Annotated in this window: 15 protein-coding genes; 14 read left to right on the forward strand and 1 reads right to left on the reverse strand. The window is 60.6% G+C overall.

The genetic code is table 11. The features are described 5' to 3' along the window. The 5 genes from P9228_RS22100 to P9228_RS22120 all read left to right on the forward strand — a co-directional run bounded on the left by P9228_RS22100 (nt 1) and on the right by P9228_RS22120 (nt 3,544). On the forward strand, nt 1–1,011 hold the full coding sequence (locus P9228_RS22100) for a threonine/serine dehydratase (protein ID WP_278055594.1): 1,011 nt from the start codon (nt 1–3) through the stop codon (nt 1,009–1,011). 12 nt (nt 1,012–1,023) lie between these two features. Beyond that, a complete protein-coding gene (locus P9228_RS22105; RefSeq protein ID WP_278055596.1) occupies nt 1,024–1,806 on the forward strand; it encodes an NAD(P)-dependent oxidoreductase in 783 nt (260 codons plus the stop codon). Between the two features lie 23 nt (nt 1,807–1,829). After that, entirely contained in the window at nt 1,830–2,714 is an 885-nt protein-coding gene (locus P9228_RS22110; protein ID WP_278055597.1) for a 2-hydroxy-3-oxopropionate reductase, read from the forward strand. Between the two features lie 160 nt (nt 2,715–2,874). Next, nucleotides 2,875–3,306 carry an SDR family oxidoreductase gene (locus P9228_RS22115; protein ID WP_278055599.1) on the forward strand — a complete coding sequence of 144 codons (432 nt, stop codon included), beginning with the start codon at nt 2,875–2,877 and terminating at the stop codon, nt 3,304–3,306. After that, the gene (locus P9228_RS22120) at nt 3,251–3,544 is read left to right on the forward strand and encodes an SDR family oxidoreductase (RefSeq protein WP_278055601.1); all 294 of its coding nucleotides are present in this window, start codon (nt 3,251–3,253) and stop codon (nt 3,542–3,544) included. Before P9228_RS22115 ends, P9228_RS22120 begins: the two co-directional genes overlap by 56 nt. 169 nt (nt 3,545–3,713) lie before the next feature. Here P9228_RS22120 and P9228_RS22125 read toward each other — a convergent pair whose 3' ends face one another. Continuing rightward, the gene (locus P9228_RS22125; RefSeq protein ID WP_278055602.1) at nt 3,714–4,445 is read right to left on the reverse strand and encodes a GntR family transcriptional regulator; all 732 of its coding nucleotides are present in this window, start codon (nt 4,443–4,445) and stop codon (nt 3,714–3,716) included. A 237-nt stretch (nt 4,446–4,682) separates the two neighbouring features. Here P9228_RS22125 and P9228_RS22130 point away from each other — a divergent pair, with 237 nt between their 5' ends. The 9 genes from P9228_RS22130 to P9228_RS22170 all read left to right on the forward strand — a co-directional run bounded on the left by P9228_RS22130 (nt 4,683) and on the right by P9228_RS22170 (nt 12,924). Beyond that, nucleotides 4,683–5,681: a phosphotransferase gene (locus P9228_RS22130; RefSeq protein WP_278055603.1), complete on the forward strand. Its 999-nt coding sequence runs from the start codon at nt 4,683–4,685 to the stop codon at nt 5,679–5,681. A gap of 36 nt (nt 5,682–5,717) precedes the next feature. Continuing rightward, nucleotides 5,718–7,028, forward strand: coding sequence for an aminotransferase class III-fold pyridoxal phosphate-dependent enzyme (locus P9228_RS22135; protein WP_278055604.1), 1,311 nt, complete (start codon nt 5,718–5,720; stop codon nt 7,026–7,028). Between the two features lie 70 nt (nt 7,029–7,098). Next, complete coding sequence (locus tag P9228_RS22140) at nt 7,099–7,866, forward strand: transporter substrate-binding domain-containing protein (protein WP_278055606.1); 768 nt, start codon at nt 7,099–7,101, stop codon at nt 7,864–7,866. Nucleotides 7,867–7,920: 54 nt separating this feature from the next. After that, nucleotides 7,921–8,643, forward strand: coding sequence for an ABC transporter permease subunit (locus P9228_RS22145; RefSeq protein WP_278055607.1), 723 nt, complete (start codon nt 7,921–7,923; stop codon nt 8,641–8,643). Next, nucleotides 8,640–9,365 carry an ABC transporter permease gene (locus P9228_RS22150; protein WP_278055608.1) on the forward strand — a complete coding sequence of 242 codons (726 nt, stop codon included), beginning with the start codon at nt 8,640–8,642 and terminating at the stop codon, nt 9,363–9,365. The genes P9228_RS22145 and P9228_RS22150 overlap by 4 nt, the downstream gene beginning before the upstream one ends. Nucleotides 9,366–9,378: 13 nt before the next feature. Further along, the gene (locus P9228_RS22155) at nt 9,379–10,131 is read left to right on the forward strand and encodes an amino acid ABC transporter ATP-binding protein (RefSeq protein ID WP_278055609.1); all 753 of its coding nucleotides are present in this window, start codon (nt 9,379–9,381) and stop codon (nt 10,129–10,131) included. Between the two features lie 38 nt (nt 10,132–10,169). Next, nucleotides 10,170–10,979 (forward strand): NAD-dependent epimerase/dehydratase family protein, encoded by an 810-nt coding sequence (locus P9228_RS22160; RefSeq protein WP_278055611.1) that lies wholly within the window; start codon nt 10,170–10,172, stop codon nt 10,977–10,979. Then, nucleotides 10,976–12,091: a mandelate racemase/muconate lactonizing enzyme family protein gene (locus tag P9228_RS22165; RefSeq protein WP_278055612.1), complete on the forward strand. Its 1,116-nt coding sequence runs from the start codon at nt 10,976–10,978 to the stop codon at nt 12,089–12,091. The genes P9228_RS22160 and P9228_RS22165 overlap by 4 nt, the downstream gene beginning before the upstream one ends. Then, nucleotides 12,088–12,924, forward strand: a complete 837-nt coding sequence (locus P9228_RS22170) for an aldolase/citrate lyase family protein (protein WP_278055614.1) — start codon at nt 12,088–12,090, stop codon at nt 12,922–12,924. The genes P9228_RS22165 and P9228_RS22170 overlap by 4 nt, the downstream gene beginning before the upstream one ends. The last annotated feature ends 4 nt before the right edge of the window (nt 12,925–12,928 follow it).

Consider the following 12,928-nt stretch of genomic DNA (forward strand, 5'->3'; position numbering starts at 1 on the left):
ATGGCCACGGATCTTGGAGGTTGGTTCGAGCACATCCTGGCGGCGCACAGGCGCATCGCTTCCCACATTGCTCGCACCCCGCTTCTTGAAAGCGAAAGCCTCAACGCCTCGCTCGGCCTGCGCCTCGTCGTAAAGCCCGAAAGCCTGCAGAAGACCGGCTCCTTCAAGGCGCGCGGCGCCCTGAACTTCGTTCTCCAGAGCCAATCCACCGTGAACCGCGCCTTTGTCGGCTACTCATCGGGAAATCATGCGCAGGGGCTAGCCTATGCTGCTGGTGTCGTCGGCAGAAGGGCGCATGTCCTGATGCCTGCGTCAGCCCCGTCGCGCAAGGTTGAAGGCACGCTTGCCCTTGGCGCCGAGGTCGAGATCCTGCCCGATTTCTTTGCACAGCGCGACCAACGTGTCGCGCAGATGGTCGCCGACGGCGCGATCTTCGTGCCGCCCTTTGATCATCGCCATATCGTCGAAGGACAAGGTACGGTCGGCCTTGAAATCGCGCAGGATGCGACGGCGCGGGACATACCCATCGATACCCTGGTCATCGCCATAAGCGGCGGCGGCCTGCTCGCGGGAACCGCGGTCGCGGTGCGGCAGCGCTTCCCGGGCTGCCGCATCGTCGGTGTGGAGCCTGACGGATTCGACGATTTTGCCAAGTCCATGGCCGCCGGCTCACGGATATCAAATGAACCAGGTCGAAGCACCCTTTGCGACGGACTGATGTCGCCGCGGCCCGGCGAGGTGCCCTTTGCGCTGGCAAACGCAATCAAGCCGGATTTTGCAACCGTCAGCGATAGCGACGTCAGACAGGCGATCAAAGTTCTGTTCGGCCACTTCAATCTTGTCGCCGAGGCGAGCGGAGCGGCGGCTCTCGCGGCCGTGCTCAAGACCAACAATGCCTTGCGAGGCAAGACGGTGGCCGTCGTCGTCTCCGGCGGCAACGTCGATGTCGCAAACTTCGAACGGCTGCTGAGCGGCGAAAGCTCCTGCGCCGATCACGCTTTTACACAATAGGAAGGTAGACCGATGAATTACGATCGGATTTTGCTGACGGGCGCCGCGGGCCTGCTTGGAAGTGTCCTGCGCAAGCGGTTGGCACCCCAGGTGAAGCTCCTGCGATCGACCGACATAGTCGACCTGGCCCACGCCGCTCCCAACGAGGAGCTCGTCAAAGCCGATCTTGGCGACAGCTCCGCGGCCGCGGACCTCGTCAGGGACATCGATGCGATCGTGCATTTTGGCGGGCTCTCCAAGGACGCCGACTTCGCTTCCATCTGCCGCGTGAACATCGTCGGCTTCCAAAGCCTTTACGAGGCAGCGCGCCTGGCCGGCGTGAAGCGCGTTGTGTTTGCGAGCTCGGTTCATGCCATTGGCTTCTACGATCAGAACGATGTCATCGGCACGACGGTGCCGCAAAGGCCAGACTCGAACTACGGTTTGGCAAAGGCCTTCGGCGAAAACCTCGCCCAGCTTTACTGGGACAAGTACGGGCTCGAGACCGTTTCCATTCGCATCGGGTCGTGCGAGCCGAAGCCGAGCACGCGCCGGCACCTTCTGACCTGGCTGTCGTTCGACGACATGTGCCAGTTGGTCGAGCGCTCGCTCAGCGCGCCGCGCGTTCGCCACACGGTCATCTACGGCGCCTCCAACAATGCGGCAAGCTTCTGGGACAACTCGCTCGCGCGTCACATCGGCTACCGGCCTAAGGACACTGCTGACGATTTCCGCGAGGAGATTCTCGCCTCGGATCCCAGACCGGATCGTGACGACGTCGTCAATCGCCTGCAGGGCGGCGTATTCGCGCTCTGACGGCAGCGAAAAGGAGAAACAGCATGAAGATAGGGTTCATTGGCCTCGGCGTCATGGGTGCTCCAATGGCCGGGCATTTGCTTGCCGCCGGCCACGAGGTGCACACTAGCGTCAACCGCACGGCGCCTTCGCCGGAGCTGGTTTCAAAAGGTCTCATCGTCAATCATTCGCCGGCCGAGGTTGCCGAGCACTGTGACGTCGTCATCCTCATGCTTCCGGTGACGAGTGACGTCGATCGCGTCTGTTTTGGCAAAAACGGTCTGTCCGAGAGGCTAAGAGCTGGGAGCCTGGTGATCGACATGAGCTCGATCGATCCCGCCGCAACCGAGGACTTCGCGCGCAAGGTCGAGGATCTCGGCTCAGCCTATCTGGATGCGCCGGTCTCGGGCGGGGAGGTCGGCGCGAAGGCGGCCACGCTTTCGATCATGGTCGGAGGACCGGCGCAAGCCTTCGGGCGGGCGTTGCCGCTGTTCGAGACGATGGGCAAGAACATCACCCATGTCGGCGACAAGAATGGCGCTGGCCAGACCTGCAAGATCGCCAATCAGATCATCGTCGCCTTGACCATCGAGGCCGTGGGCGAGGCTTTGACGCTGGCCACCCGCTCGGGCGTCGATCCCGCCAAAGTGAGGAAGGCCCTGCTGGGCGGCTTCGCGTCGTCGCGCATCCTGGAAGTCCATGGCGAAAGGATGATTTCGCGATCCTTCGCGCCGGGGTTCCGTATCGCGCTGCATTCGAAGGATCTGGACCTGGCTCTCAAGGCGGCGGCGGGCGTCGGCGTTTGCCTGCCGTCGACCGCGCTTTGCCAGCAGTTGTTCAATTCGAACAAGGCCGCGGATGAATGGAATGAGGATCATTCGGCTGTCGTCAAATCGATCGAGAGACTGGCGGGTGTGGGCTCCTCCTGAGGTTGTTGTCTACGCCGGGCGGCGCGTGCCTGGCCGGTCACGCCGCTTCAAAGGACACGCCTGTGAAACCGAGCCAATCGCGCGCGGGAATCAAGACAGCCATGCAGTGCGGAACCCACTGTCTGCAGCAAAGGCTGTCGAATAGGGGTTCGACCATGTGATGGTCAGCAACGAGTTCAGGCAACCTGGTCTGGTGGCTCCGCGCCAGGATATGAATCGTCGACGAGATGGCATCTCGGCTCGGGGAAAACTCCTTGGCATACAATGCGATGTTGCTGACGAAACAAGCGCCTCGAGCGCGATTTCCAAAGCGTGGTCCACACTGGATGGCTTAGACATAGTGATCCACGCCGCAGGCATAATCACGCCGGCGCGTATCGAGGACCTGAGCCCGCGGTTGTGGCGGCAGCACATAGACATAAACCTTTCCGGCGCGTTCTACGTCATGCGTGATTGCGGTTTGAGGATGCGGCAGCAAGGCAGCGGCAGTATCGTTGCCATCGGTTCCGACCTCTCGTTCAACGGACTGGAGTGCTATGCGCACTACTGTGCGTCCAAGGCAGGTTTGGCAAACCAAGGCGCTCGCACTTGAGTTCGCCCCAACAGTCCGAGTAAATTGCGTTTGCCCGGGGCCCGTCGACACGCCCATGATGGACTCCGAACTGGGCTGGTTCGGCGAGCAGGCTCGAGACAATTTCATCTCGGGCACACCGCTAAAGAGATTTGCGAGCCCTGCAGAGATCGCCAGGTTCATCATCTTCGTAGCGGCTGAAGCAACCTTCGCCACTGGCAGCATGCTGAGCACCGATGGCGGTACGACAGCTCGTTGAGCGGCGCGTTTTCCAAGTTGCCTTTGAGGAACTTGGCGCAGGCAATTGCGACTGTGTCGCAATGCTGCGACTCGATGGCAACATTCGCCTCATCGGAGGTGAAACAAGTCGCTGCAGAGTGGGTGACCGGGATTGACGGACGCGGGATTGGTTTCGATCGCGCGATCCTCTAGCGGATATCCGCTATACTGACGTCGGCATCCCCGCTCAGGAGGTCGGGGCGTTGGGCACGCAATATTTCGATCGAGGGGAAGGTGCTGTCGAGCTGAACCTGGAAAACCCGCGCGACGCCGTCCTCGTCATGCCGCTTGATCATTTCATACATCTCGCAGTGCTCTTCAAAGACCGTCGAAAAGTGCCTCTCTAGAGGGAAGGCTTGACGTCTGACACGGTCAAGCTGGCCTGTGGAGTTGTGGATCGCCAACCAGGCGTCCGGAAACCCGGCACATGTGCAGATAAGCGCATGAAACTCATTGTCGAGGGCAAAGAACTCGTCGACATCCTGACGCTTGGCTGCCGCCTTCTGCTTGAACAATGCAAGCTCAAAGTCCTTCTCGAATTCGGGCTTGAAGTTCCGGGCTGCAAGCCGTGTCAGCCGGAACTCGACCGTGTCGCGCACGAGTTGCCCCTGCAGAACCTCCTTGAGAACGATCTTGTTGACGAACGTGCCATCGCTCGGCGCGATTTTTACCAGGTTTTCCTTTGCGAGTTGGAGGATTGCCTCGCGTAGCGGCGTTCGCGAGATGCCCAACTGAGCGCAGATATCCTTCTCGACGACCGCGCTGCCTGGCGGCATTTTCAGCGAAATGATTGCACCGCGGATCAACTCGTAGACCTGCGCGGACTTGGAAGTCCGACCATCCAACTGATCGGGGGTGAACAGCGGGGCTATTTGATCCACGGCATCCTCTTCGATACTATTTCCTGACCGGAATCGGCGAACGTACCTCCCTCAACGATATACCAATACACCGGAACATTCCAGATTCAAATCTGGGTGACTTTTCGGCCTTTCCCTCTTGACCTCACTGCTATTCATATACCAATATACTGGCATACTGTCGATAAGGGAATTGATCGAATGCCCCGAGCGACCCACTCAACGGTCTCTCCCGCACCCGAGGCGCGCCCAGAACTCGTGAGCACCGAGGAGGCAGTGGAGATTGCCGAACGCTGCTACGGGCTGAGGGTGGAGGCGCAACGTCTGTCCGGCGAGAAGGACAGCAATTTCCACCTTATCGATCGACAGGGGCGCGAGTTTCTGTTGAAGGTCGTCAATCCGGAGGAAGACCCGGCGGCAACAAACATGCAGACCGCCGCCCTTCAGCATGTCGAAAAAACAGATCCCGGCATGCCTGTGCAGCGGGTTGTGCCAAACCTCGCAGGCAGCCCCGAATTCACACTCGACCGTGGGCCTGACGATGCTAGGACCGTACGGCTGGTCACGTTTACCAGGGGGTTGCTGCAGAGAAAGACACCGCAGACCCCAGCCCAGCGCCATAACATTGGAGCGATGCTGGCCAGACTCCAATCGGCCCTTGAGGACTTCCGCCATCCTGCGGAAAGCCACTCCTCGATATGGGACCTGAAGAACATCCTTTCCCTCGATGAGATGTTCGAGGACATCAAGGATGGGATGCGGCGGACCGAACTCCTGGGCTGGGTCGATCTTTTCAGAGCCGAAGTGCTGCCGAATGTCTCGCATCTGCGCGCTCAGGTCGTCCACAACGACTTGAACAGCGACAACGTCGTCGTCGATCCAGTGGATACCGACAAGATCATCGGCATCATCGATTTCGGCGATATGGTTCGTACTCCCGTCGTCTTCGACGTGGCGGTCGCAGCCGCCTATCAACTTACCGAAACCGAGAATCCCTTAGCTGACGCGTGCGACTTTCTAAGGGGCTTTCATAGCCGACGGCCGCTGCTGCCAACGGAGATCGACATCTTATTCCCGACAATCGTGGCGCGGATGGTGATGCGCATCGCCATCACCGAATGGCGTGCCGTGCGCTTTCCTGAAAACCGCAAATACATCCTGCGCAACACGCCGCTGGCGTGGCGCCAATTCCACCGTCTCGCACAAATCCCTCGCGCTCAGGCGACCAGCCAGATCGCCCACGCCCTGTCCCTATAGGAGCAAAGCCAAATGTCGTCGTCCGCCGCCGCCTATATGATCAACGGCTTCGACCCGAGCACCGCCGATCGTCTGTCCAAGGAAGAGCAGTCCCTTATTGCCCGCCGGCGATCCCTCCTCGGTCCCTCATACAAACTCTTCTATGAGCATCCCGTTCACGTCGTGCGCGGAGAGGGTGTCTGGCTCTACGACAGCCAGAACAACGCTTATCTCGATGTCTACAACAACGTCCCGTCGGTAGGCCACTGCCATCCGCGCGTGGTCGAGGCGATCTCCAAGCAATCGGCGATCCTCAATACCCACACCCGCTACCTTCATGAATCGATCCTCAAATACTCCGCCGATCTTCTGGAGACTTATCCCGAAGAAATAGGCAACGTGATGTACACCTGCACAGGAAGCGAGGCCGTCGATCTGGCATTACGCATCTCGCGATACTACACGGGCGGCACGGGGATCGTGGTGACCGCCAACGCCTATCATGGGCTCACGACCGCTGTTGCCGAGATCTCGCCTTCGATGGGGCCGAACGTTCCGATCGGCCAGCACGTCTATATCGTCGATGCGCCCGACGAGTATCGCGAAGGCGGCGACGTCGGCGAAATTTTCGCGGAGCGGGTGGCAGCCGCTATCAAGAGTATGCAGCGGTACGGGATCAAATTCGCCGCCTTCATTGCGGACGGCATCTTTTCCACCGATGGCATCCTGACCGATCCCCCAGGCTTCCTCAAAAGGACGGTGGAGGTCGTTCACTCGGCAGGCGGCCTCTATATAGCCGACGAGGTGCAGCCCGGCTTCGGCCGCACCGGGACGCACTGGTGGGGCTTCCAGCGCCACGGCATCGTTCCGGACCTGGTGGTCATGGGCAAGCCCATGGGCAACGGCATGCCGATCGCCGGCGTTGCCGCGAGGCCGGAAGTTCTTGAGCGCTTCGGCACCGACATCCGTTACTTCAACACCTTCGGCGCGAACACGGTCTCCATAGCGGCAGCCCAGGCGGTTCTCGACGTCATCAAGGACGAGAACCTTATGGCGAACGCCGTTAAAGTCGGCGGCCATATGGTCGACGGCATGAAGAGGCTTCAGCAGAAGTATGAGTCGATCGGCGAAGTCCGCGGCGCCGGCCTATTCCTCGGCATGGAGTTCGTGGCCGACCGAAAGACCAAGACGCCGAACGGAAAGCTTTCGTTGGCCGTCGTTAACGCTCTCCGCGAAAAGCGCATGTTGATAAGTGCGTCCAGTTCGTACGGCCACGTGCTGAAAATCCGGCCTCCACTGCCATTCACCGTCGAGAACGCAGACCTCTTCTTGTCCGGCCTGGACGAAGTCCTGGCTGATCTCTCGTAGGTCGCCGACCTGCGCAACAACAAAAGACGGAAAATCCCGCGCCACCACAACCTCCAAAAGGGCAATAAAAATGAAAATATCGCTTATGCTTACCGCCAGCGCAGTTGCCTTGACTCTCATTACCTCGGCAAATGCAGGTGACCTGACCAGCATCAAGATCGCGACCGAAGGCGTCTATCCTCCGTTCAACTATGTCGACGGCGGCAAGCTCACCGGGTTCGATGTCGACATCGCCAATGCGCTTTGCGAGAAGGCAAAGCTCAAGTGCGAGATCGTGACCCAGGAATGGGACGGCATGATCCCGGGCCTCGTTGCGCACAAATACGATGCGATCGTGGCTTCCATGAACATCACCGACGAGCGCAAAAAGAAGATCGACTTCACGGCGAAATATTACGACACGCCGGCGAAGTTCATGGCGCCGAAGGAGGCCAAGGTCACTGACATCGCGCCGGCCGCACTGAAGGGGAAAGCGATCGGCGTGCAAGGGTCCACCACCCAGCAGAACTTCCTGGAGGCCAAATACAAGGATTCCACGATCAAGACCTACTCGACCGTCGATGACGCAAGCGCCGACCTGGCGGCCGGCCGCATCGACCTCGTCCTCTCCGACAAGGTTCTCCTGGATGCCTGGCTGAAAAAGTCGTCCGACGGTTCATGTTGCGAACTGGTGGGCGACGACCTGCGTGACCCGCTGTTCGGCCACGGAAAGGGCGTCGGCGTCCGCAAGGACGATCCGGAACTGCGCGACAAGCTTGATGCCGCGTTGAAGGAGATCCTTGCCGACGGCACCTACAAGACCATCAACGCCAAGTATTTCCCGTTCTCGATTTACTGAGGCGGCCAACTCGAATGCCCGGCCAGCGATGGCCGGGCATATCCTATCCAGGAGATGACGGTGGAACTCGTTCGCCTGCTTTCTTTCGGCCCCGAGGGCTGGGGTCAGCAATTGTTGGATGGCCTGTCGCTGACGATCAGGCTGGCCATCGCCACACTCCCGTTCGGGTTGCTGCTCGGGCTGGGCCTGGCGCTGCTTATCAATGGCCAGAACAAATGGTTTCGCGGAGCCGCAACGCTGTTTGCCACGACGTTCCGCGCCCTGCCGGAACTGCTCACCCTGTTCATGATCTACTATGGCGGCGGCGCCCTCCTCCAGGTCCTCTCGGAACTGATGTTTGGCCAGCCATTCGGAGATTTCAGCGGCTTCGTCGCCGGCATGATCGCACTGGGGATCGTGTTCGCCTCGTTTGCTTCGGAGACCTTTGTCGGAGCTCTGCGGGCCGTCCCTCACGGGCAACATGAAGCGGCGGCGGCGCTTGGCCTTTCGAGATGGCAGACATTCCTGACCGTGATTGGTCCTCAGCTTTGGAGGTTGGCGCTGCCTGGCCTTGGCAACCTGTGGTTCGTGCTGCTCAAGGACACATCCCTAGTCTCCATCATAGCGCTTTCGGACCTGATGCGGCAGACCAATCTGGCTGTCGCAAACACAAAGCAGCCGCTCTTCTTCTATGCCGTTGCATGCCTCATCTACCTCGTTATCTCGATGATCTCCTCTTGGGTCGTTAGCATCCTCGAGGCCCGATCCAACCGCGGGATGGTCAGGAGGCGGGCATGAACTTCGATCTTCTCGCCAACTACGGGCCCAAGATCTTGTGGGGCCTCGCCGTCACGCTCGAACTCGTTTTCACGTCGGCCCTGATCGGAGCGGTCCTGGCGCTTCCCATGGCGCTTGCCCGAAACGGGACGTTCGTTCCGCTCAGGCTTTTCGCCCAAGCCTACATCACCTTCTTCAGAGGCACGCCGCTCTTGGGGCAGATATTCCTGATCTATTTCGGAGCCGGCCAGATTCGGGCCGAGCTCACCGGTTTGGGTCTCTGGTGGTTTTTCCGCGACGCCTATTTTTGCGCCCTGTTCGCATTCACGCTGAACACGGTCGCCTACCAGGCCGAGATCCTGCGCGGGGCGCTCAGCGCCCTTCCCGCAGGGCAAGCGGAGGCGGCCAACGCGCTCGGCCTAAGCCGATCGACGACATTCTTTCACATCCTGCTGCCCCAGGCGATGATAATCGCGCTGCGGCCGCTCGGGAACGAACTGATCCTGTCCCTCAAGGCATCGGCCCTCGCTAGCGTCATCACCGTGCCCGAGCTTATGCAGGCGACCAAGCTGGCATTCTCGCGGTCTTTCGATTTCCAGGTCTATATCTGGGCTGCAGTCCTCTACCTGATCATGGTCGAGGCGATCCGCAGGCTGTGGGGCGTGCTTGAGCGCTATCTGACGCGCCATCTCCGCCGCAGGCCCGCGCCGACGCGCCAGCCTGCAATCGCCGCCGCAACCTGACAAGGAGCTTCCGATGGTTGCCAGCAATGCCGACGGCATCGCCGTCGAGTTCGAAAACGTCTCCAAGTGGTACGGGAGCCATCAGGTCCTAACCGACATCAGCTTTCGCGTTCGCGAGGGAGAGAGGATCGTCGTCGCGGGGCCGTCAGGATCCGGCAAATCGACGATGATCCGTTGCATCAACCATCTTGAGAGACACCAGCAAGGCCGCATCCTGGTTGAAGGGGTCGAGCTCACGCACGAGCGCAAGCAGATCGAGGCCGTCCGCAGGGAAGTCGGAATGGTGTTCCAGCACTTCAACCTCTTTCCGCACAAGACCATCCTTGAGAACTGCGCGCTGGCTCTGAGGTCGGTTCGTCGGATGTCTCGGGCAGAGGCCAACGACGTCGCGATGGGATTTCTGGAAAAGGTGCGCATCCCAGAGCAGGCGCACAAATATCCAGGCGAACTCTCCGGCGGCCAGCAGCAGCGCGTGGCTATCGCGCGTTCGCTGGCCATGAGGCCGCGGATAATGCTGTTCGACGAACCAACCTCCGCTCTCGATCCGGAAATGATCCGCGAAGTTCTCGACGTAATGGTGACCTTGGCGGAAAGCGGCATGACGATGATCTGCGTGACGCATGAGATGGGCTTTGCCCGCCAGGTTGCCGACCGGGTGGTGTTCATGTCCGACGGAAAAATCGTCGAGACGGCGCCTCCGGAGGAGTTCTTCAGTAGACCGCGCGAGGCGCGCACCCGCGCGTTCCTGCAGCAATTGCTCCACTAAGATAACAGGTCGAAACGGAAGCAGAACAGGCAGCGCCGATGGCTCAAAAGAAAACGCTCGTGCTGACAGGAGCAGCCGGCAACATGGGGCGCGACCTCCGTCCCTTGTTGCGCGAAGGCTACATACTGCGCAGCACGGCTCGACAATCCCTTCAAGCCGCGGGAGACGAGACGTTCCTGCTGGGCGACCTCACGGATCCGAAGTTTTGCTCCAAGTTGGTGGCGGGGGCGGACGGCGTTCTTCATCTTGCCGGGGCCGTCGGTCCGGCGCTCTCCTTCGAGCAGACGCTGGACGCAAACTACCGGGTTGTGCTGAACCTGCTGGAAGCCTGCCATCGGGCCAACGTGGAGCGCTTCATCTTCGCATCCAGCCACCATGCGGTCGGGCTTCACAGCGCGGACGAAACATTGGATCACACCGCGCCTCCCGCACCAGACGGCTACTACGGGCTATCCAAGATCTTCGGCGAGGCTGCCTGCGCGATGTACGCCTCCCGCTACGGCCTCCGCGTGTTGAACGTCCGCATCGGGAATGCCGATCCAGAGATCGTCGACGGCCGACGCGAGCGCATCTGGCTCTCGGCCGAAGACATGGTCAAGCTCGTGGATCTCGGAATGACGCACCCAACGTTGGGCTGCGAGACGGTTTACGGGGTGTCGAACTGCCCGTCGCCCATCTTTGACAATTGCCGCGCGGAGGCCCTCGGCTATCGCCCCATAGGCCAAGCCGCGGTCAACCACGCCCGCGATTTCCGTTCGCTGGCGCAGCTCCCGCCCCAAGAGACGAGGTCCATCGGCGGCTATTTCGCCACCCTTACTCTCCCCCCGCCCGATGGGTTTGACGCATGAAGATAACATCCGCCGAAGTGGTCCTCGTCGAAATCCCGTTCGCCTTGCGCGGAACGGGAGTCGGGATCATGCCCACAGCCTGGAAGACACTGGAGTTTGCTCTGGTGCGCCTGGAGGACGAACTTGGCAATGTCGGCTGGGGCGAGGGATTCGGGTATTCGCTGATCGATGCGACCAAGTCCGTTATGGATCGGCTGATCTTGCCGATGCTCGTGGGTGCCGAGATCGATGATATTGCGGCGTGGAACGCCAGGACTCAACGCCAGCTTCACATGTTCGGACGCTACGGCGTCACGATCTTCGCGATCTCAGGGGTCGACATCGCGCTTTGGGATCTCGCCGCCAAACGGGCGGGCAAGCCGCTCTACCAGTTGCTTGCGGGCCGACGCGAGGTTCGAACGCGAATACCCTTCTATGCGAGCCTCGTCCGCTATGCTGAGCACGATCTGGTGGTCGACGCCTCGAAGGAGGTGCTGGCCGCAGGCTTTCACCGGATCAAGCTGCACGAGATAACCTTGCCCGCAATTACAGCCTGCAGAAAGACCGTGGGGCCCCACACCGACATCTGCGTCGACGTCAACTGCGCCTGGTCCACGGACTTCGTCACGAAGAACCTCGCGGAGCTGAGAGCGCTCTCCCTGACTTGGCTCGAGGAGCCCATCTATCCACCCGAGGACTTCGCTGCCTTGGCCTCGCTCCGCGGCAAGGGCCTTAATATCGCCGCCGGCGAAAACTGGTGCACGAGCTTTCAGATCGAGCAGGCTTTGAGGGCGGGCGCGGTGGACTACCTACAACCGAGCATGAGCAAGGTTGGCGGCATTTCGGAATACCTGCGAATCGTCGATCTTGCTGACAGGGCTGGCACCACATTGATGCCCCACTCGCCTTACTTTGGTCCGGGCTTCTACGCATCGCTCCAGGTGGCGGCCGCCAGGCCGAGCATCACGGCACTCGAGTACAACTTCGTCCAGCCCGACGCGTGGCTGGCGGATGTCGAGGGCATCCGCGACGGCGAAATGATCAAGGTATCGGATACCCCGGGTATCGGCTTTGAGCCCGATCCGGACGTGCTTCACAAATATGGTCGTGTCCTGGGAAAGCGAAACCTATGAAACCCAACAATCTTCACGCGGTGTGGAATGACGGCCGCTGCGTCCTGAACGGATGGCTGTCGATCGCCAACGCCTTCTCGGCAGAGATCATGGCCGAGCAGGGTTATGACAGCATCACCATCGACCTCCAGCACGGCATCGTCGACTACCAAGCCGCCGTTTCCATGCTTCAGGCAATGAGGGCAAGCGGCGTTATGCCGTTGGTTCGGGTGCCATGGCTCGATCCCGCTTCCATCATGAAGGCTCTCGACGCCGGCGCGTACGGTGTGATCTGTCCCATGGTCAACTCCCGGGCAGAGGCGGAAGCTCTCGTCTCCTACGTCCGCTATCCGCCGTATGGCGTTCGAAGCTTCGGTCCTTCTCGTGCGGTCATTTCGGCGGGTGCCAACTATGGCCAGGAGGCGAACGCACAGGTTCTGTGCTTCGCGATGATCGAGACGGCGGAGGCCGTTAAGAACCTTGCCGAAATCGTCTCAACCCCAGGCTTGGATGGCGTCTACATTGGTCCTGCGGACCTCACGCTGGGCCTGACCGGCATGAGATATCCGACGGGCTTCGATCGCGAGGAACCGGAGATGGTCGGGTCCATCAAGAAGATCCTCGATGCAGCCCACGGCGCCGGCATTCGCGCCGCGTTGCATTGCGGTTCGCCCGCCTACGCCACCCGTGCCGCGCGGTGGGGCTTCGACATGGTGACCGTTTCGAATGACGTGAGACTGCTGGCGGGCGCTGCAGCGGCAAGCGTGAAGGCATTCAGGGAGGCGAACGTCAAGGCGGACGTGGCCGCCGCGCCCGGCAATGAAAAACAGCCTGGCATCAACGCATCGTACTGAAAGG

Source organism: Mesorhizobium sp. WSM4898, from assembly GCF_029625845.1.
Taxonomy (GTDB): domain Bacteria; phylum Pseudomonadota; class Alphaproteobacteria; order Rhizobiales; family Rhizobiaceae; genus Mesorhizobium.

Coding starts and splice junctions, on each gene's coding strand:
- P9228_RS22140 (WP_278055606.1), top strand. CDS start 7,099: ATGAAAATATCGCTTATGCTTACCGCCAGCGCAGTTGCCTTGACTCTC.
- P9228_RS22160 (WP_278055611.1), top strand. CDS start 10,170: ATGGCTCAAAAGAAAACGCTCGTGCTGACAGGAGCAGCCGGCAACATG.
- P9228_RS22145 (WP_278055607.1), top strand. CDS start 7,921: ATGACGGTGGAACTCGTTCGCCTGCTTTCTTTCGGCCCCGAGGGCTGG.
- P9228_RS22110 (WP_278055597.1), top strand. CDS start 1,830: ATGAAGATAGGGTTCATTGGCCTCGGCGTCATGGGTGCTCCAATGGCC.
- P9228_RS22115 (WP_278055599.1), top strand. CDS start 2,875: ATGGTCAGCAACGAGTTCAGGCAACCTGGTCTGGTGGCTCCGCGCCAG.
- P9228_RS22120 (WP_278055601.1), top strand. CDS start 3,251: ATGCGCACTACTGTGCGTCCAAGGCAGGTTTGGCAAACCAAGGCGCTC.
- P9228_RS22150 (WP_278055608.1), top strand. CDS start 8,640: ATGAACTTCGATCTTCTCGCCAACTACGGGCCCAAGATCTTGTGGGGC.
- P9228_RS22170 (WP_278055614.1), top strand. CDS start 12,088: ATGAAACCCAACAATCTTCACGCGGTGTGGAATGACGGCCGCTGCGTC.
- P9228_RS22155 (WP_278055609.1), top strand. CDS start 9,379: ATGGTTGCCAGCAATGCCGACGGCATCGCCGTCGAGTTCGAAAACGTC.
- P9228_RS22135 (WP_278055604.1), top strand. CDS start 5,718: ATGATCAACGGCTTCGACCCGAGCACCGCCGATCGTCTGTCCAAGGAA.
- P9228_RS22105 (WP_278055596.1), top strand. CDS start 1,024: ATGAATTACGATCGGATTTTGCTGACGGGCGCCGCGGGCCTGCTTGGA.
- P9228_RS22100 (WP_278055594.1), top strand. CDS start 1: ATGGCCACGGATCTTGGAGGTTGGTTCGAGCACATCCTGGCGGCGCAC.
- P9228_RS22165 (WP_278055612.1), top strand. CDS start 10,976: ATGAAGATAACATCCGCCGAAGTGGTCCTCGTCGAAATCCCGTTCGCC.